The sequence below is a fragment of the Corynebacterium fournieri genome, assembly GCF_030408775.1.
GTDB lineage: Bacteria > Actinomycetota > Actinomycetes > Mycobacteriales > Mycobacteriaceae > Corynebacterium > Corynebacterium fournieri.
Map to the genome: position 1 here is coordinate 905956 of NZ_CP047210.1, position 17622 is coordinate 923577.

Sequence of the window (17622 nt, forward strand, 5' to 3'; positions counted from 1 at the left end):
TTACGCGAATCTTTCTCGTAAAAGCTCGACGGTGGGGATATCTGCTGGGGCCCATTCGACATCAGACAACTCGGAAACCGGTAGCCAACGGAATTCTTCGTGTTCGGTGAGTACCGGAACGCCTTCGATGATCGTGCAAAGGTAGGTCGAAAGCTCAATGACTGCGGTGCCCGCTTCGTGGGTTGCCGTCACGATGAACTCACCCACAGTGACGTCGATCTTCAACTCTTCGCGGAGTTCACGAGCGAGGGCTTCTTCGGGCGTCTCATCTGTCTCGACCTTTCCACCCGGGAATTCCCAGTAGCCCGCCATCGACTTGCCCGGGCCGCGCTTGGCAGCGAACACCCTGCCGTCGTGCACGAGAACAGCCCCGACGACCTTAATCCGTTTCAGCATGTAGCCATACTAAACGGCAGCCCAGCGAAGCTGCCGTCGATAAGCGAAAGCCCCTAGAACTCGGCGCGGTCGATGACCTCGCGCAAGGCCTTGGCGGAGTGGCGGAACTTCTCCAGCTCGTCGGAGTCGAGGCGCAGCTGGACGACGTTGCGTACGCCGCTGCGGTTGAGGACGGTGGGGGTGCCGATGTAGAGGTCGTCGAGCCCGTACTCGCCTTCGAGTAGCGCGGAGACGGGCAGGACCACGTCCTCGTTGCGCAGGATTGCACGGGTGATGCGGGCGAGCGCATTGCCGACGCCGAAGGAGGTGTTGCCCTTGCGCTTGATGATGTCGTAGGCCGCGTCGCGGGTGCGCACGAACATCTCGTCGATCTGGGAGTAGATCTCCGGGTTGGTCTCGGCCTCCGTTGCCAGCATCGCGCGCAGCGGCACGCCGCCGACGGAACCGGAAGAAAGCACAGGCAGCTCAGTGTCGCCGTGCTCGCCGATGATGTGGGTGTGCACGGCAGACGGGGCGATGTCGAAGTGCAGGCCCAGGTTGTGGCGCCAGCGGGCGGTATCCAGCACGGTGCCGGAGCCGATGACCTGGTTCGACGGCAGGCCGGTCTGCTTCCAAGTGATGTAGGACAGCACGTCCACCGGGTTGGTGGCCACAACGTAAATGCCGTTGAAGCCGTTAGCCATGACCTGGGAGTTGATGGACTGGAAGATCTTGGCGTTGCGGGCGATCAGATCGATGCGCGTTTCGCCGTCGCGCTGGGCCACACCCGCGCAGTTGACCACGAGCGCTGCGTCGCGGCAGTCCTCGTAGGTGCCCACTGTGACGTCCATGTGCTGGCCGGAAAAGGGGATGGCGTGGTTGAGGTCTTCCACCTGGGCCCACACGACGTCCTCGTTGAGGTCGATGATGGCCAGGTGGTCCGTCAATCCCTGGTTGAGAATGGCGTAGGCGTAGGCGGTGCCGACAGCGCCGGCGCCGATGAGAACGATCTTGTTACCTTGAGTCACGGTCATGGGTACAAGTGTGACAGAGAAGCGAAGATCGTGCGCGCGGAAGGTTTGCTAGAAATTCAGCTTCGACAGCGAAGCAGCACCGATACCATGCAATAAAGGTTCCGTAGGAGACTAAGGGGAGCAACATGCTGTCTGTGACAGATCTCAGAGGCCGGTCTTTGTCGGTGCGCGAACTTCGAGGGGTGCTGCCACGCGCGGGCGCGGATGTGCATTCCGTAGTGCCGCAGGTCGTTCCCATCGTGGAAGGAGTCCGAGAGCGGGGCTCGCGAGCAGCAGTCGAGTACGGAGAGCGCTTCGATGGAGTCCGCCCCGCTGAGATTCGAGTGCCAGCGGAAGTAATTGCAGATGCAGTGGGCGGATTGAACGCAGAGGTTCGTGCTGCGTTGGAGACCTCAATCGCGCGCATTCGTGCTGTACACGCAGACCAGAAACCCGCAGAGCACACTACAGAGCTTGCGCCTGGCGCCACTGTGACCGAAGTGTTTCGTCCCGTTCAGCGTGTGGGCCTTTATGTACCCGGCGGGAAAGCCGTGTACCCCTCCAGCGTGCTCATGAATGCGATTCCTGCGCAGGAAGCTGGAGTGGAATCGATGGTTGTGTGTTCGCCACCGCAGGCAGACTTTGGAGGTTGGCCGCACCCGACGATTCTCGCAGCGTGCGCCCTAGCGGGGATTGACGAGGTGTGGGCGGTCGGTGGCGCTCAAGCAGTCGCGCTGCTGGCGTACGGGGACGACGGATTGGAACCGGTGGATATGGTCACTGGTCCTGGAAACGTCTTTGTCGCGGCGGCGAAGCGGGTCGTGAACGGGGTGGTGGGAATTGATGCGGAAGCAGGCCCCAGTGAGATTGCCGTGATCGCTGATGACACCGCTGATCCCGTCTACCTCGCGTACGACCTGATCTCACAGGCCGAACACGATGAACAAGCAGCGTCGATCCTGGTTACTGACTCGGTTGCTCTCGCTGATTCCGTTAACCGAGAAATCGCGGAGCGTTATCGCGTCACTCGCAACGCGACGCGCGTTCGCGAAGCATTGCAAGGACCCCAGTCGGGCATTTTGCTTGTCGACGACCTCCGGTCCGCCGAAGCCGTCGTCAACGCCTATGCGCCGGAGCACCTGGAGATCCACACCAGAAACGCGCGTGAGGTTGCCGCTCGGATCGCAAACGCTGGCGCAATTTTCGTCGGTTCGCACACGCCGGTGCCGCTTGGCGACTATTCCGCAGGCTCCAATCACGTGCTGCCGACATCGGGAACTGCCCGTTTCGCGTCGGGATTGAGCACCCACACGTTCCTCAAACCTGTCAACGTGGTCGAGTACACCTCGGGTGCGCTGGCAGAGGTTGCAGATGCTGTGATCACACTTGCGGAGGCCGAGCGCCTGCCTGCGCACGGCGAAGCCATCAACGCAAGGCGGGACAAATAAGAACACCCAGCGCTGAGGTCTAGCGCTGGATTTTACTCGGTGGGAGTGCTATTTCGCTTCGTATTCAACCTCGTCTTCCGCAATCGCCTGCGGGCGTCCGGTAACGAAGTAGAGAATCGTCATCAGAATCAGGAATGCGACGCCGACGATGAGCGCGGTGTGGAACTCTTCCATCCACACCATCGTGCCGAAGGTGAACAGGATGAATGCGACCGCGAACCACTGCCCATACGGCCAGAAAGGCACCGGAAACTTCAGGCTCTGCTCCTCTGCAGGGGAGATATTGCGTCTGGAAGCAATGTGCGCGAGGAGAATCATCAACCACACAAAGATGGTGGCGAAGGTGGCCAACGCCGCGACAGTTTCAAAAATATCGGGGTAGCGCTGGTTGAGGAACACGCCGACGATCAAGGCGATGATCAACATGACAACGGTCATCACAGGCACATCGCGGTACGTTCTTGCCATGGCCCGCGGTGCCAGCTTTTCCTTGGCGAGGCCAGCGAGCACACGGCCAGTGCCGAAGAGGTCCGCGTTGATGGCGGACAGAGATGCGCTTAGCACAACGACGTTGAGCAAGGCGGCCGCCCAGCTGACACCGAGCGTGTCAAAGATCTGGACGAAGGGGGAGTCCTCGCCTTCGATAGTGCGCCACGGGTTGATCATCAAAATGATCGTGATGGACAAGACATAGAAGATCAGGATTCGCGCCGGGACAGTATTTACGGCCTTGGGAATGGAACGGTCCGGGTCTTCCGCTTCAGCACCGGCGACACCGATGATCTCGGTACCACCGAATGCGAACAGGACGAGGATGAAGGACGCTGCCATGCCCGACAGACCGTTTGCAAAGAACCCGCCGTCGTTCCAGAGATTGCTCACGCCCATGGTTTCGGGTTCTGGGCCGAGGTTGAAGGCGAGAATGGCTGCGCCCCCGACGATCATCGCCACAACAGCTCCGACCTTGATCAATGTGAGTAGGAACTCCAGCTCGCCAAAGAGACGGACCGCAGCCAAGTTCGCCGCGCTGATAATCAGAAGCGTCACAGAGATCCACACCCAGGCTGGGGTTGTGGGGAACCAGAACTTCATATAGATCGTGATGGCGGTCAGGTCCGCCAAACACACGATCATCATCTCGAAGGCGAACATCCAGCCGGTGATGTAGCCGCCCCAGCCGCCGAGGTACTTGCGGCAGTACACCGCAAACGAGCCACGAACCGGGTTTCGCACGCTCATCTCACCGAGAGCGCGGAGGAGGAAGTACACCACTGCGCCGCCGAGCAGGTACACCAACAACACGGATGGGCCCGCAGCCTGGATGGCGCCGGCGGAGCCGTAGAACAGGCCGGTGCCGATGGCAGAGCCGAGCGCGATGAAGTGGATGTGGCGGGCGTTGAGGCCGCTGCGCTTCGGCTTGGGCTTTGATGCGGATTCTGAGGGAGCAGTCATAACAGACATCACTGTGCCTTTTCGTTTATGTTTGCGCGAATTAGGACGCGGACGGGGTGGGAGAGAAAACGTCTTCCCGCTTTGCACGGCTCGCAGTTCTTCGGCGCAATGACAAACGCCCGCGAACCTGTGGTGCGGGTGCGCGGGCGGTAACTGGGTCTGGCGCTAAGTCGCCGGTTGGTGCTTGTGCGATGGTGTCGCAGACACTGTCTCGGCGCTTAGCGCAGCGACAGCAGTTGGCCGACACCGCGCAGCAGATGCTGATGGCGGTGGGCCAGATGGTTTGCCTGCTTGGCGCTCGCAGGCAGCGCAGACGGGCCGAACGCCGTCGGTCCCTGGGATGCGTTGCCTAAAGTCATGTCAGCGAATGTATCACGGTTTCCCGGACAGCCGCGTCGTATTTTGCAACCGTTTTTCCGCGATGGCGGATTGTCGCCGTGGACGAGCAGCTATTGCTCGACCTCGTCTTCCGGGAACAACAGGGCCAAGGCGGCTGACCCGGAGCCCTCGCGCTGGCAGATCGGGTCACCCAGGTCATCCGTCGCTTCAGGGAATTTGAATCCGGCGGTGCACGCCCAGCCGTCGGGGGAAGTCCAGTCCAAGGTGCCCGTCTCAGTTTGAAGCTGCTCGAGGTAGAGCTTTGCAGTTTCCATCACCCCGACGCAGTCGGTGGCGTCGGCCACCGCGATCCCGACGATGGCGCCGTCCTGGCCTTCCTGCGAGTGGGGGTAGCTTCCGCAAATCGCGCCCTCTTGGGCCGCGGTCTCTTCTGCCGGTTGTTCCTTGTCCAGTGAGTTGCCGCCTTCTTCGAGGAGCTTCTGATACGGGCTTGTGATCGTTGTTTTCCCGCCACCTGCAGTAGCGGAGTGCTCGCCGCGCACCACCAGCAAAGTGTTGTCTTCCGGACGGGCGATGGTGAAACCGTTGAGGGTGACTTTCTCCCCGGTGTTGAGGCCGGTGGGCTCTGCAGTGGCCAGATCTGGGCGAGGAATAATTGTCTTTTTCGTGAGGAAGCCGGCGGCAGGGTGGTACTTGAAACCAGCGTGCAAGAGGTCTGCCTGGTCGCGCAGTGCTTCAGGCCTGTCTTCCTCGTTCATCGTGCCGGTGTCACAGAGGAAACTCGAATCCTTGTCCTCTGCGAGTTCCATCGGCGTGGACATTGCCTCAGCTGTGGGGACGAAACAATTTCCAAAATCGGACCCGGGGAAGGCCACCTTGTAAACCGAATCAGAGGGAGTGAAGTTTTCAGCCGGAACCTCCTCCAGCGTGTCCAAGTCTGCGGCGGTGAATTCGTTCTTGAAAGGATTCTTGCCGCGCTTCGGCTTGTCATTCTCGGCGCTCGATTCGGCGCCGGTAGCAGTGGTCTGCTCCTGGGCTTCTTCCGATGAGGAGCACGCGGTGAGCGCGAGGGCAGAAGCGGCGAGGACGGCAAGGACGTGGCGGTGGTGCGTGCGGATCATGTCGAGCATTCCTTCGTGTCAGATGGGGCTATTGGGGCGGGGCGGGCTGCGTGTTCGGTTTGACCGGAATTGCGACCACGCCGCCGGCGTTTTCATGCCGGCAATACGGGTAGGTGTCTTCGGAAAAGCCCCTTAGGGGCATGGGGAAGTAGTCGATGTCGCAGTGCCAGCCGTCGGGGGAGGTCCAGGCGACGGGCGAGGAGTCGTCGCCAAGCATGGCACGGTCCTGCTGGAAGTATTCGTTCAACTTCTGCATGGCCGCGTCGCAAGTGGTGTTCTCGGCGAGTGCCACTGGCACTGACACGCTGCCGTCCGGCTTGTCACCGAACCCGCAGAGTGCACCTTCAGGCGCGGCGGCGTAGTCGATTCGGTCGGGGGTGCGCCCGCGCACGATGGTGTCTGCGCGTGGTTCGCCGCGCTGTTGGAAGCTGTCGATTGGGCTGAAGGAGAAGGCTTCTCCGCCTGCAATCGCAGAGGAATGAGCACCGCGCGTGACTACGACCACGTCTTGGTCCGGACGGGCAACGGTGAAGTCGTTGACGGAAACCTTTTCTCCCGGCTGCAATTCAGTGTTGCCGTTTTCGTTGTCTTTGCCGAGCTCCAGTGTTCGTGTCTCGTTGCTGTTGAATCCCACAACCGGGTCGTACTCCAGGGTGAAGCGGGCGCCGTCGGAAAAAGTTGCGTCGCAGCCGAAGGGGAACATCGCATTCTCGGTCTCGGGGATAGCGCATCCGCCACTGCCAGTGTTGGGAAAGGCGAACGTGTACATCTGCTCGCTCAAAAACGGCTCTGGGGAAACCTCTTTGAGCGCATCGAGGTCGACATCGTGCGCCTTTTCAGCCGCCGCGGGATCGGGGCTGGCGGGTGATTGCGGGGACTGTCCCAGCTGCGTGTCGGTTCCCTCAGTCTGGCTGGTCTCCTCAGACTGCGAGGTGGTCTGCTCCTCACCCTGATCTGTCGAGCTGCAAGATGACAGTGCAAGCGCGGACGCGGCGAGGACGGCAAAGACGTGGCGGCGATGTGTGCGGGTCATGCTGGGCATTCCTTGCACAGGTCAGCCGCGGGTACGGGGCGGCAGGTCGATCACAACGGCACCGCCCGAGCCCGGACGGTAGCTGTAGGCGTAGGTGCCTGCAGCGAACTCGTGGTGCGGCATGGGGAAGAAGTCGTAGTCGCAGCGCCAGCCGTCGGAGGAGGTCCAGGCGACGGGCGAGGAGTCGTCGCCAAGCGTTGCGCGGTCTTGCTGGAAGTACTGCGCGAGTGCCTGCAGCGCGGCGGCGGAGTCCGTGTTGTTCGCCAGTGCCACCGGCACTGACATACCGCCGTCGCGCAGGGGCTTGAACCCGCATAGGAACCCTTCCGGCGCCGCGTTGTAGTCGTACCGGTCCGGGGTACGCCCGCGGATAATGGTGTTGGGGCGCTGTTCGCCGTAGCGCTGGAAGCTGACTATCGGACTGAAGTTGAACACTGCTCCGGCGACGATCGCTGCGGCGTGCGCTCCGCGCTCGATCACCGCGACGTCGTGGTCCGGCCGGCCGACAGTGAAACCGCCGGCGGAGACTTTCTGCCCTGGTAGAAGCTCCGCGTAATTGTCGCCGAACTGCAGCATTCGTGTCGCGTTGGCCTTAAATCCGACAATCGGGTCGTACTCCAGGGTGAAGTGTTCACCGTCGGAGTAGGCGGCGTCGATGCCGAACGGGAACGGTGCGTCAGCGGCTGCGGGGATTGCGCACCCGTTGCTTCCCGTGCCGGGGAGCGCGATCGCGAGTGTCTTCCTCTGGAGGAACGTTTCTGCGGGGACTGCCTGTAAGGAATCGATGTCGATGTCGTGGGCCTTGTGTGCTGCGGAGTTGGGGTCCATCGTCGGGGCTCCTTAGAGGGGTGGGGCAGAGGTGGCGTCGATAGGCGATGTGACTTGCATTACGCATCATAGAACGCTGTCAAACAGATCGCAGTGCGAAAACGGCAAATCACTGCAACGGCGAGTTATGGCGTACGCTGGGCCAACGATGAGCATTTCCGAAAACGCCACCGGCGGCGAGAATGAGCCGGACACGAATTTGTCGGAAAACCAGAAAGACCCGCAGGATGTCGCGGCCGAAATCGTTGAGGCCGTAGCAAATGACACCAGGGATGCGGGGGTTTCTGAGGAGACCGGCGCCACGGATGCCGTGGCCATTGAAAACGACGATGATGTGCTGAAGCTTAACGACGAGCCTTCGGCCGAACCCTCCAAGCCGGAAAATGGCTTTGAAAAGCTGGGCCTGCCCGATGCTGTGGTCGAGGCCGTCAAGCGCGTCGGCTTCGAGCAGCCCTCGCCGATTCAGGAGCAGACCATCCCGCTGCTGATGAAAGGCCGCGACGTCGTCGGCCTGGCGCAAACGGGCACGGGCAAGACCGCGGCGTTCGCGCTGCCGGTGCTCTCCCAAATCGACCCGGCGAAGCGCTACCCGCAAGCGCTCGTGCTCGCCCCGACGCGTGAGCTGGCGCTGCAGGTGTCCGACTCCTTCCAGTCCTTCGCCGACCACATCGGCGGCGTGAGCATTCTGCCGATCTACGGCGGCCAGGCGTACGGCATCCAGCTCTCCGGTCTGCGCCGCGGCGCGCAGGTCATCGTGGGTACCCCGGGCCGTGTGATCGACCACCTGGAAAAGGGCTCCCTGGACATCTCCAACCTGGAGTTCCTCGTCCTGGACGAGGCGGACGAGATGCTCAACATGGGCTTCCAGGAAGACGTCGAGCGCATCTTGGAGGACACCCCGGATTCCAAGCAGGTGGCGCTGTTCTCGGCGACGATGCCGAACGCGATCCGCCGCATCTCCCGCGACTACCTCAACGACCCGGAAGAGGTCACCGTCAAGTCGGAGACGCGCACCAACACCAACATCACGCAGCGCTACCTGTTCACGGCGCACCGCAACAAGCTCGACGCGATCACGCGCATCCTCGAGGTGACCGAGTTCGAGGCGATGATCGTGTTCGTGCGCACGAAGAACGAAACGGAAGAGATCGCCGAAAAGCTGCGCGCCCGCGGGTTCTCCGCGGCGGCCATTAACGGCGACATCGCCCAGCAGCAGCGCGAGCGCACCGTGGACCAGCTGCGCGACGGCCGCCTGGACATCCTCGTGGCCACGGACGTCGCCGCCCGCGGCCTGGACGTCGAGCGCATCTCGCACGTGCTCAACTACGACATCCCCAACGACACGGAGTCCTACGTCCACCGCATCGGCCGCACCGGCCGCGCGGGCCGCTCCGGCGAGGCAATCCTGTTTGTCACCCCGCGTGAGCGCCGCATGCTGCGCTCCATCGAGCGCGTGACCAACGCGACCATCGAAGAGATGGACCTGCCCACCGTCGATGAGGTCAACGAGTCCCGCAAGGCCAAGTTCATGGACTCGATCACCGAGTCTCTGGAAGCGACCGACCTGCAGATTTTCAAGACCATGGTGCGCGAGTACTCCGCGGCCAACAACGTGCCCATGGACGACATCGCCGCGGCGCTTGCAACCCAGGCGCTGGCTGGCGATGAGTTCCTGATGAAGGAGCCGCCGCGCGACAAGCGTGACCGCCGCGACCGCTTCGACCGCGACGACCGCCGCGGCCGCGGCCGCGACCGTTTCGACCGCGACGACCGCGGAGACCGCCGTGGCCGCCGCTTCGACGACTCCGGCAACTTCGACACCTACCGCCTGGACGTGGGCAAGCGCCAGCACGTGCGCCCCGGCGCCATCGTCGGCGCGCTGGCCAACGAGGGCGGGCTGAACTCTAAGGACTTCGGCCGCATCACCATCGGCGGCGACTTCACCCTCGTGGAGCTGCCGAAGAACCTGGATCAGGCCGTGCTGGACCGCCTGGTGGACACCCGCATCTCCGGTCAGCTGATCAACATCCAGCGCGACCACGGAGCGCCCCCGCGCGACCGCGGCGGCCGTGGCGGACGCGGCGGCGGTGGTTACCGCGGTGGTCGCGGCGGTTACCGCGGCGGCAAGGGCGGCCGCAACGACCGCGGCGATCGCGGGGGCCGTGGCGGCTACCGCGGCGGACGCGACCGCTACGACCGCGACTAGTTTCCGGCAAGGGCTGGGAAGCGAAGCCCCGTCGTCAAGCATGTGCTTGCGACGGGGTATTTTGTTTGCCATGTCTTCCCAGCGCACGCACGCAATCACACGCACCCTTCTGGCCGCGGCCGTCGCACTGGGCATGCAGGCCGCGCCAACCCAGGCTCAGACGCGCGCGGTGGAGCAAGGAGCCGCGGTGGTGGTGCAGGGGACAGGCCTGTGCACGGTGGGGTTCAACGACCCCGCCCGCCACCGCAGCCTCATCGCCGCCCACTGCGGCGGCGAAGAGGCACGGGTGGAGCTTGCCGGCGGCGGCGCGGCGGGCACGCTGTACCGCTCGAAGGCCTACGACGGCCACCTGAGCAACGACTGGGCCGCCATCCAATGGGACCCAGGCGTGGCTGTGGGCGGCAACCGCTTTTCCGGCAACGCCTGGGTCCACCCCAACGACGTCCGTGTCGGCGAAAGCGTCTGCTACTTCTCCCGCAGCCGCGGCGCGCAGACCTGCGGGCGGTTCTCCGGCTCGGCCGACGGCACCTTCTTCGTCGACGCCCAGCTGAGCCAGCCTGGAGACTCGGGCGGGCCGATGTGGGTGCCGGGCCGCGGGTTCATCGGCGTGGTCTCCAGCATGTGGACGTCCAACCCGCTGCCATTTCTGCGCGGCGGAAACTTTGTCATCGGCGTCGTGCCCCACGACGGCCCCGCCGTGCCCGAATCCCGCCTCATCGGCGTGTGGGGGCAAAGCGCCCTGTTCCCGGGGCTGACCGGGCCGGTGGCCGAGGGACTGCGCGGTGCGGTGGACGCGGTGTTCCGGGCGCTGTCCGCGTTTGGCTTCCGCGGCCCGTCGGCGCTGCGCTACAAGTAGGGGGCTGCTAGGCGCGCCCCCTTGATGTGGCGCTGGTTCCAGCTACTAAGGCCCAGCTTTCCGCCGTTAAAGGGGCGGAGAGCTGGGCCTTAGTAGCTGGATCTGGCTCGTTTTACGGAGCCGGTGACGTCCTACGCCGGGGTGGGCAGGAACATCAGGATCAGGGTGAGCATCCACAGCAGGTTGAAGATGCCGGCGCCCGCGGTGGCCTTTGCCTTGGACTTTTCAAAGTCATTGGTCGCATCGGCCGGGTCCGCGTCCGCGGCCGGCAGGGCGCCGAGGCTGCCCATCATCTTGCGCTGCTGCGGGATGACCATGGCCAGCAGGATCGCCCACGCGATCACGGAAAGAACGATGGCGGTGTGGAACCAGTAGTTGGACTTGTACGCCTCAAAGTCGAACGCCAGCACGGCACCGCCGAGCAGCGGGACCAGAAGCGAGAGCATGCCGTAGGTCTTGGTGATGCGGTAGAGCACGGACGCGCGGCCGGTGGCCTCCTCGCCACCTGCGCGGGACTCCGCAGCCTGGCGCGGGAACATGGAGGTGGACACAACGACGGGGCCGAGCAGCAGGATGGCTGCGGCCACGTGCAGGAAGATAAGGAACGTAGTCATGTGCCCACACCTTACGGCATGGTGGGAAAATCCTCACAGCACACGGCGAGACATCAGGCCCGCAACACCCGAGCAGGACCGTTTGATGGCCCGCACGTCAGAGCGGGGAAGCGGCAGAGCATACTGCTTGGCCACGTGGGCCATCTGGCGCCCGTACGCACAGCGCGACCGTCTCGCCGCCGGCATCCACTCGGACGGCATCTTGTCGCCCTTGGCCTGGTTCGCCGTGGAGGACACGGCAACGAGGTTGCGCGGGTCGTTGTAGAAGCGCATCCGTTGCGCGGAATCCCACCGGTGGGCGCCTAAGTCCCAGGCGGCGGAGACGGGCAGGATGTGGTCGATTTCCACTTCGTGGGGCACAAGAAAATCCCCGGTGTAGGGGTCTACAACTCGGGGATTGCCCCACTGTGGCCAGGGCTGGGCGCAATCGGCATGAAAGGCGGCGGCCATCACCGCGGCGCGGGTGTCGCAGCCGTCCGGGCCGTCGGCCCAGCCGGGGCCGAACTCGGCTCTGTCGTAGCCGAGGATGGTGGTGCGGTGGGGCACCGTTGGGACGTCGCTAGGCAATCGCCCCGTCGGAAACGGCACCACCAAAACAGTGAGGGCGGACAGAATAAGAAGGTATCGGCGCATACCTTCTTAGACTGCGGTAGAGCCTCCGCGGTTCCGCAGCGCTGCGGCGAAGTCCTCGTCCGGGTGAGTGAGCGCGTAGTCGGTGGCTGCCGCGGCGGTGTCGAACTCTTCTGCCACACCCTCCTTCGGGCGAGTGGCAAGGGAGACGACGACCATGGCCAGGGTGGCGAGGATGACGCCCGGCACGATCTCGTAGATGATGCCGGACAGCGCGTCCACGGACCCCCAGACAAACGAGGTCACGGCACCGACGATCATGCCGGCGATCGCGCCCTGAGACGTGAGGCGCTTCCAGTACAGCGACGCGACAACCACGGGGCCGAACGCGGCGCCGAAGCCGGCCCAGGCGAAGCCGACCAGGCCGAGGATGGTGTCGGACGGGTTCAGCGCCAGCAGCATGCCAATCAGGGCCACGCCGATGACCATCGCGCGGGAGAGCACGAGCAGGGTGGTGTTGTTCGGGTTCTTCTTAAAGATGCGGTAGATGTCCTCGATGAGCGCCGACGAGGTGACCAGCAGCTGGGAGGACATGGTGGACATGATCGCGGCGAGCACGGCGGTGAGCACGATGCCAGCGATCAGCGGGTGGAACATGATGCGCGCCAGGTCCAGGAAGACGGTCTCGTAACCGGACTGGTCGGTTACGGACGCGGACTTCTGGCCGAAGTAGACCGTTGCCACCAGTGCGGTGAAGATGCCGCCGAGGTAGCAGATGGCCACCCAGATGGAGCCGGTACGGCGGGCGGCCTTCGCCTCGGACGGGGAGCGCAGCGCCATGAAGCGGGTGATGATGTGCGGCTGGCCGAAGTAGCCCAGGCCCCACGCGATGTTGCCCACGATGGTGGCCAGGGACACCCCGGCGACCATGTTGAAGTAGTTGGGGTTGCCGTCTTCCCACGGGCCGTAGGGGTTGGAGGTGGCCCAGCTGAAGATGTCGGACGGGTTGTCCAGAGCCATGAGCGCCATGATGGGCACGGTGATCAGGGCGAGGAACATCAGGCCGCCCTGCACCACGTCGGTGTAGCTCACGGCCAAAAAGCCGCCGATGAAGGTGTAGAGCACCGTGATGGAGCCGACGATGAGCACGCCGTGAATGTATTCGCCGCCGAAGGTGGATTCGTAGTAGCGGCCGCCGGAGACCATGCCGGAGGAGACGTAGAAGGTGAAGAAGAAGATGATGATCACGGCGGAGGTGAAGCGCAGCACGCGCGAGGTGTCGTGCGTGCGGTTCTCGAAGAAGCTGGGCAGCGTGATCGAGTTCTTGGCCACTTCGGTGTAGGCGCGCAGGCGCGGTGCGATCCACTTCCAGTTGGCCCAAGTGCCGATGAACAGGCCGATGACGATCCACAGCTCACTGAAGCCGGCCACGAACAGTGCACCGGGCAGGCCCATGAGCAGCCAGCCGGACATGTCCGATGCGCCTGCGGAGATGCCGGCGACGAGCGGGCCGAGGCCGCGGTCGCCGAGGACGTAGTCGTCGTATTTTGTTGTTTTGCGCCACGAGTAGAACCCGATGGCGACCATCACCCCGAAATACAGGACGATGGCAAGCACTAGCCAGAAACTGTCGGACATGTGCACTCCCTTGCATCTATGTAGATGTCGGTCACAGTTCGCCACACTGTAACGCATCCTTTCGGGGCGCTGTATTGCTCTGCAGAAATTCCTGGGTGAACGCTGAAGAAATGTGTTCGGACGCTCAACGCGCGCGTTGTCGGGGTCGCGGAGACGGTGTCGGCGTGGGTGGTATAAGGGTGGGTATGCCTGAATACCTTCTCCATGGCCTGTGGCTCGACGAGTCCGGGCTTTCGGTGTGGGTTGAGCGCGTGCAAGGCCACCGGATTGTGACCATGGATGACGTGCCGCCCGGTACGTTCCCGCCGATTGTGCACTCGCTTATCGACGGCCAAAGGTTCCGCCACCGCCACGAACTGCTGCTGCAAACCCCGAAGGGCAGGCAGGTCCGGCTCAAGGCGCCGGTGGCCAAGTTCGCCCCGGAAGACGCGGTGCGTTTTTTGGACAACCTGGCGCACCTGGACGGGGACTCGCCCGCGGCCACGCCCGCGCAGCGGCAGGCGATCGCGCCGGACATGTACTGGATTTTGCGCATGTACAACGGCCTGACCCGTTTCGTGCGCGCCGGGCGCGTGAGCATCACCGTGCCGTACAAAGACAACCAGTGGTACGCGCAGTGGCAGTTGGGCACCGGGGTGGAAGAGCGCAGCTGGCTCGCGGAGATGGTCGCCGCCTCCCCAGGCGTGCTCACCATCAACAACCCGAACTTGAGCGAGGACTGCGCCCAAACGTTCACGCACTGGATCGCGTCTTCGCGCTTGCAGGGCGCGGTAGCCAAATCGGTTTCTCGCCCGTACCCGTGGCACGATTTTGTGAAGTCGCTGCTGCACAGCCTGCCGCTACGCCGGGGCGGGGCGAGCCTGGCGCGCCAGATCGGAGATTGGAACGGCACGATTACGGCGGTGAACCTGCAGCTGGTGTTCATCGCGGAGGCTCCGGACGCGGCGGACGAGTCGGGGGAGGACACTCAGTGGCCGGTGCGCGTGCAGGTGCGCTCGAACGCGGACTCGCCGCGGCCGGTGCGGCTGGGGGAGTTCGATTCCGCCACGGCGGACGCCCTGCGCGAGCAGCTGTCCGAGGCGGTGGAGCTGACCCCGCTCGTCGATCCCGCGCAGCACGGCCGCTTCATCACCGCTGTGGACTACGGCACGGACCCGAGCGCCGGCGACTGGGACGTGTACTTGCGCGGCGAGGAGATCGTGCAGTTTGTCCGCGAGGCCGCGCCGCGGCTGCGGGCGAACGGTTTTGTGGTGATGCTGCCGCGCGCGTGGGCGACCGCGGAGACGGCTTCGAAGTTGAACGTCAGCGAGCACACGGACCCGCACGATTCCTCCACCGTGACCATGATGGGCTTCGACACCCTGGTCAAGTACGACTGGCGCCTGTCCATCGGCGGGGTGGAGCTGACGGACGCGGAGATGTCGGAGCTGGTCAAATCCAAATCCGGCCTGGTCAAGCTGCGCGGAGAGTGGGTGCTGGCAGATACGCGCGAGGTGGCCAAAACCGCCAAGTACCTAGAAAAGCTGCACGACACGTCCCTGGAGGACGCCAAGCTGGCGGCAGAGGCGGCCATCAAACGCGCCCGCATCGCCCAGGCGGCGGGCTCCACGGACGCTGAGGAGCTGGAGCAGATCGCCGCCGCCGCGCAGGCGGAGTACGAACGCCTTAAAACGGCCGAGGGCGAAGGCGTCGTCTCGGCGGCGGAGCTGCGCCAGCTCGCCTTGGAAGCGGGCGCGGACAGCCCCATCGAGTTCACCGGCTCGCCTTGGTTTACATCCTTGGTCGGCGGCACGGACCGCCCGGCGCCGGAGCGTGTGGAGATACCGGACACGGTGACCGCGGAGCTTCGCGAGTACCAGCGCCGCGGCGTGGACTGGCTCTACTTCATGTCCCGCAACAACCTCGGCGCCGTGCTGGCGGACGATATGGGGCTGGGCAAGACCCTGCAGCTGCTCAGCCTGTTGGCGGTGGAACGAGCCAACGGCACCAAGCGCGGGCCCAGCTTGATCGTCGCGCCGACGTCGGTGGTGGGCAACTGGGCGCGCGAGGCCGCCCGTTTCGTGCCGGATATGCAGGTGCGCGTCCACCACGGCACGGGCAGGCCCAAAGGCGACGAACTGTTCGCGGCCGCGGAAAGCGCAGATATCGTGATCACTTCCTACGGCACGGTCGCGCGCGACGCCAAGGACTTGGCGGCGGTGCAGTGGGACCACGTGGTGTTGGATGAGGCGCAGGCGATTAAGAATGCGGGCACGCAGTCGTCGAAAAGCGTTCGCGCGATACCCGCCCGCCACCGCATTGCGTTGACCGGCACGCCCATCGAGAACAAGCTTTCAGAGCTGCGCAGCATCCTCGACTTTGTCAATCCCGGCATGCTCGGCTCGCAGTCGTTTTTCCGCAACCACTTCGCCAAAACGATCGAGTCGCGCCGGGATGAGGCGCGTGCCGACGAGATGGGCGAGCGGCTCCAGCGGCTGACCGCACCGTTTATTCTGCGCAGGCTGAAAACGGACACGGCGATCATCTCGGACCTGCCGGAAAAGGCGGAGCACGTCGTCGCGGTGGGCATGACCCCGGAGCAGGCCGCGCTGTACAAGGCGCTGGTGGACGGCATGCAGGCGGAGCTGGAAAATCGCAAGGGGATCGCGCGCAAGGGCTTGGTGCTGTCCACGCTCACGCGCATCAAGCAGATCTGCAACCACCCCGCGCACTTCCTCGGCGACGGCTCGGCGGTCACGGTGAAGGGCCGGCACCGCTCCGGCAAGGTGGAAAAGCTCATGGAGCTGCTCGAAGAGGCGGCTCGCACAGATCAGCGCGTGCTCATCTTCACCCAGTACAAGGCTTTCGGCGACATTTTGAAGCCGTACCTGTCGGACCGCCTCGGCGAGGAGGTGCCATTCCTCCACGGCGGGGTGGGCAAATCCGCGCGCGATGCGATGGTGGAGCGGTTCCAGCAGCCCGGCGGCCCGCGCGCGATGCTGCTGAGCCTCAAAGCCGGTGGCACGGGCCTGAACCTCACGGCCGCCTCAATGGTGATCCACCTGGATCGCTGGTGGAACCCGGCGGTGGAAAACCAGGCGACGGACCGCGCCTTCCGCATCGGCCAGGACAAAAATGTCACCGTGTACAAAATCATCACCCGCGGCACGATGGAGGAGTCCATCCAGGACATTTTGGACGGCAAGACCCAGCTCGCCGGTGCCGTGGTGGGCCAGGGCGAGGGCTGGATCACTGAGCTTGGCACCGAGGAACTCGCGCAATTGATCAGCTACAGGGGGCAGCATGACTGAGCGGCCGAAAGAAGACAACGTCATCTACGCCAACTTCGGCGCGCGCAAGCGGGTCTCCAGCGCGGAGGAGACGGGCGCGCCCACCCGGAGTTTCCAGCAGCGTTCCCTCTCGCCGGCGGCGCTGCGCATCGCGAATGCGGCGGTGCGCCAAACCGACGTGGGCCGGGTCAAGCGCGGGACGGAGTACGCCGCCCGCGGCCACGTGGTGGAGCTGCGCGTCGTGCACGGCGGCGTGCGTGCGGCGGTGGTGGGCAGCCAGAACGAGCCGTTTCAGGTGGGCATGCACCTGCCGTACCGCTCGTACGAGGACATCCGTCGGGCGGTCGGCGACATCGTGCGCGCGCCAGGGTCCATCGCCGCGGCCAAAGCGGGCACGTTGGATGAACATGTGCTGGACATTTTGCTTTGCGACGCACCACAGGAAGTCACCTTCTCCTGCGATTGCCCCGACGGGGCGAACGTGTGCAAGCACGCTATCGCCGTGGCGCAGCGCGCCGCCGAGTTGGTGGACGACGACCCCACCTTGATTTTCACCATGCGCGGGCTGAGCCTTGAGGATCTGGAAAGCCGCAAGCGCAACCAGGCGGAGGACCTCGCGCGGGAAAACGCGGAGCCGGGCTCCGAGTTTTTCTGGTCTGGCCGTCCCTTGCCGGAGCTGCCCCGCCCGAAGGTGGCGCCGATGATCGAGGACTCGGACATCGACCTGCTCCACCGCGCGATGCAGACGGTCTCCTTCACCAATATCGACCAGTTGCGGGCAGTGGCGGATATAGAGGACCTCTACGACGAACTCACACGTTAGATCGTGTGTTCGAATGTTCATGCTGCCGTGTCGGGCG

Annotated in this window: 15 protein-coding genes; 5 read left to right on the forward strand and 10 right to left on the reverse strand. The window is 64.2% G+C overall.

Annotated elements, in window-relative coordinates; translation table 11 throughout:
• Positions 1 to 396, reverse strand: a complete 396-nt coding sequence (locus CFOUR_RS04460) for a (deoxy)nucleoside triphosphate pyrophosphohydrolase (protein ID WP_085958546.1) — start codon at positions 394 to 396, stop codon at positions 1 to 3.
• A gap of 53 nt (positions 397 to 449) precedes the next feature.
• Positions 450 to 1409, reverse strand: coding sequence for an L-lactate dehydrogenase (locus CFOUR_RS04465; RefSeq protein WP_085958545.1), 960 nt, complete (start codon positions 1407 to 1409; stop codon positions 450 to 452).
• A 125-nt stretch (positions 1410 to 1534) separates the two neighbouring features.
• On the opposite strand from CFOUR_RS04465, the gene hisD reads away from it, so the two are divergent.
• Entirely contained in the window at positions 1535 to 2836 is a 1302-nt protein-coding gene (hisD, locus tag CFOUR_RS04470) for a histidinol dehydrogenase (protein WP_085958544.1), read from the forward strand.
• Positions 2837 to 2884: 48 nt separating this feature from the next.
• Here the strand turns inward: hisD and CFOUR_RS04475 are convergent, their stop codons facing one another.
• The 5 genes from CFOUR_RS04475 to CFOUR_RS04495 all read right to left on the reverse strand — a co-directional run bounded on the left by CFOUR_RS04475 (position 2885) and on the right by CFOUR_RS04495 (position 7609).
• On the reverse strand, positions 2885 to 4288 hold the full coding sequence (locus CFOUR_RS04475; RefSeq protein WP_101706458.1) for an amino acid permease: 1404 nt from the start codon (positions 4286 to 4288) through the stop codon (positions 2885 to 2887).
• Positions 4289 to 4506: 218 nt separating this feature from the next.
• Positions 4507 to 4647: a hypothetical protein gene (locus tag CFOUR_RS04480; protein WP_179154892.1), complete on the reverse strand. Its 141-nt coding sequence runs from the start codon at positions 4645 to 4647 to the stop codon at positions 4507 to 4509.
• A gap of 90 nt (positions 4648 to 4737) precedes the next feature.
• Positions 4738 to 5748 (reverse strand): hypothetical protein, encoded by a 1011-nt coding sequence (locus CFOUR_RS04485; RefSeq protein ID WP_085958542.1) that lies wholly within the window; start codon positions 5746 to 5748, stop codon positions 4738 to 4740.
• Positions 5749 to 5776: 28 nt separating this feature from the next.
• Entirely contained in the window at positions 5777 to 6781 is a 1005-nt protein-coding gene (locus CFOUR_RS04490; RefSeq protein WP_085958541.1) for a hypothetical protein, read from the reverse strand.
• Between the two features lie 21 nt (positions 6782 to 6802).
• Positions 6803 to 7609, reverse strand: coding sequence for a hypothetical protein (locus CFOUR_RS04495; protein WP_085958540.1), 807 nt, complete (start codon positions 7607 to 7609; stop codon positions 6803 to 6805).
• Positions 7610 to 7757: 148 nt separating this feature from the next.
• Here CFOUR_RS04495 and CFOUR_RS04500 point away from each other — a divergent pair, with 148 nt between their 5' ends.
• Together CFOUR_RS04500 and CFOUR_RS04505 are read left to right on the forward strand one after the other, a co-directional pair.
• A complete protein-coding gene (locus CFOUR_RS04500; protein WP_290180097.1) occupies positions 7758 to 9815 on the forward strand; it encodes a DEAD/DEAH box helicase in 2058 nt (685 codons plus the stop codon).
• 70 nt (positions 9816 to 9885) lie between these two features.
• Positions 9886 to 10671 carry a chymotrypsin family serine protease gene (locus CFOUR_RS04505; RefSeq protein WP_290180099.1) on the forward strand — a complete coding sequence of 262 codons (786 nt, stop codon included), beginning with the start codon at positions 9886 to 9888 and terminating at the stop codon, positions 10669 to 10671.
• A 131-nt stretch (positions 10672 to 10802) separates the two neighbouring features.
• Here CFOUR_RS04505 and CFOUR_RS04510 read toward each other — a convergent pair whose 3' ends face one another.
• The 3 genes from CFOUR_RS04510 to putP are packed head-to-tail and all read right to left on the reverse strand — an operon-like array spanning position 10803 to position 13493.
• Entirely contained in the window at positions 10803 to 11285 is a 483-nt protein-coding gene (locus tag CFOUR_RS04510) for a DUF2269 domain-containing protein (RefSeq protein WP_085956642.1), read from the reverse strand.
• A 33-nt stretch (positions 11286 to 11318) separates the two neighbouring features.
• Positions 11319 to 11873 carry a GmrSD restriction endonuclease domain-containing protein gene (locus CFOUR_RS04515; RefSeq protein ID WP_230471722.1) on the reverse strand — a complete coding sequence of 185 codons (555 nt, stop codon included), beginning with the start codon at positions 11871 to 11873 and terminating at the stop codon, positions 11319 to 11321.
• 51 nt (positions 11874 to 11924) lie between these two features.
• The gene (gene putP / locus CFOUR_RS04520; RefSeq protein WP_085956640.1) at positions 11925 to 13493 is read right to left on the reverse strand and encodes a sodium/proline symporter PutP; all 1569 of its coding nucleotides are present in this window, start codon (positions 13491 to 13493) and stop codon (positions 11925 to 11927) included.
• A 185-nt stretch (positions 13494 to 13678) separates the two neighbouring features.
• On the opposite strand from putP, the gene CFOUR_RS04525 reads away from it, so the two are divergent.
• Positions 13679 to 16783 (forward strand): DEAD/DEAH box helicase, encoded by a 3105-nt coding sequence (locus CFOUR_RS04525; protein WP_085956639.1) that lies wholly within the window; start codon positions 13679 to 13681, stop codon positions 16781 to 16783.
• Positions 16776 to 17585 carry an SWIM zinc finger family protein gene (locus tag CFOUR_RS04530; RefSeq protein WP_085956638.1) on the forward strand — a complete coding sequence of 270 codons (810 nt, stop codon included), beginning with the start codon at positions 16776 to 16778 and terminating at the stop codon, positions 17583 to 17585. The genes CFOUR_RS04525 and CFOUR_RS04530 overlap by 8 nt, the downstream gene beginning before the upstream one ends.
• The last annotated feature ends 37 nt before the right edge of the window (positions 17586 to 17622 follow it).

Excerpts from the sequence above, each read along its gene's own strand:
- putP (WP_085956640.1), bottom strand. The coding sequence starts at position 13,493 with ATGTCCGACAGTTTCTGGCTAGTGCTTGCCATCGTCCTGTATTTCGGG.
- CFOUR_RS04495 (WP_085958540.1), bottom strand. The coding sequence starts at position 7,609 with ATGGACCCCAACTCCGCAGCACACAAGGCCCACGACATCGACATCGAT.
- CFOUR_RS04460 (WP_085958546.1), bottom strand. The coding sequence starts at position 396 with ATGCTGAAACGGATTAAGGTCGTCGGGGCTGTTCTCGTGCACGACGGC.
- CFOUR_RS04500 (WP_290180097.1), top strand. The coding sequence starts at position 7,758 with ATGAGCATTTCCGAAAACGCCACCGGCGGCGAGAATGAGCCGGACACG.
- CFOUR_RS04510 (WP_085956642.1), bottom strand. The coding sequence starts at position 11,285 with ATGACTACGTTCCTTATCTTCCTGCACGTGGCCGCAGCCATCCTGCTG.
- CFOUR_RS04505 (WP_290180099.1), top strand. The coding sequence starts at position 9,886 with ATGTCTTCCCAGCGCACGCACGCAATCACACGCACCCTTCTGGCCGCG.
- CFOUR_RS04480 (WP_179154892.1), bottom strand. The coding sequence starts at position 4,647 with ATGACTTTAGGCAACGCATCCCAGGGACCGACGGCGTTCGGCCCGTCT.
- CFOUR_RS04485 (WP_085958542.1), bottom strand. The coding sequence starts at position 5,748 with ATGATCCGCACGCACCACCGCCACGTCCTTGCCGTCCTCGCCGCTTCT.
- CFOUR_RS04490 (WP_085958541.1), bottom strand. The coding sequence starts at position 6,781 with ATGACCCGCACACATCGCCGCCACGTCTTTGCCGTCCTCGCCGCGTCC.
- CFOUR_RS04530 (WP_085956638.1), top strand. The coding sequence starts at position 16,776 with ATGACTGAGCGGCCGAAAGAAGACAACGTCATCTACGCCAACTTCGGC.
- CFOUR_RS04475 (WP_101706458.1), bottom strand. The coding sequence starts at position 4,288 with ATGACTGCTCCCTCAGAATCCGCATCAAAGCCCAAGCCGAAGCGCAGC.
- CFOUR_RS04525 (WP_085956639.1), top strand. The coding sequence starts at position 13,679 with ATGCCTGAATACCTTCTCCATGGCCTGTGGCTCGACGAGTCCGGGCTT.
- hisD (WP_085958544.1), top strand. The coding sequence starts at position 1,535 with ATGCTGTCTGTGACAGATCTCAGAGGCCGGTCTTTGTCGGTGCGCGAA.
- CFOUR_RS04465 (WP_085958545.1), bottom strand. The coding sequence starts at position 1,409 with ATGACCGTGACTCAAGGTAACAAGATCGTTCTCATCGGCGCCGGCGCT.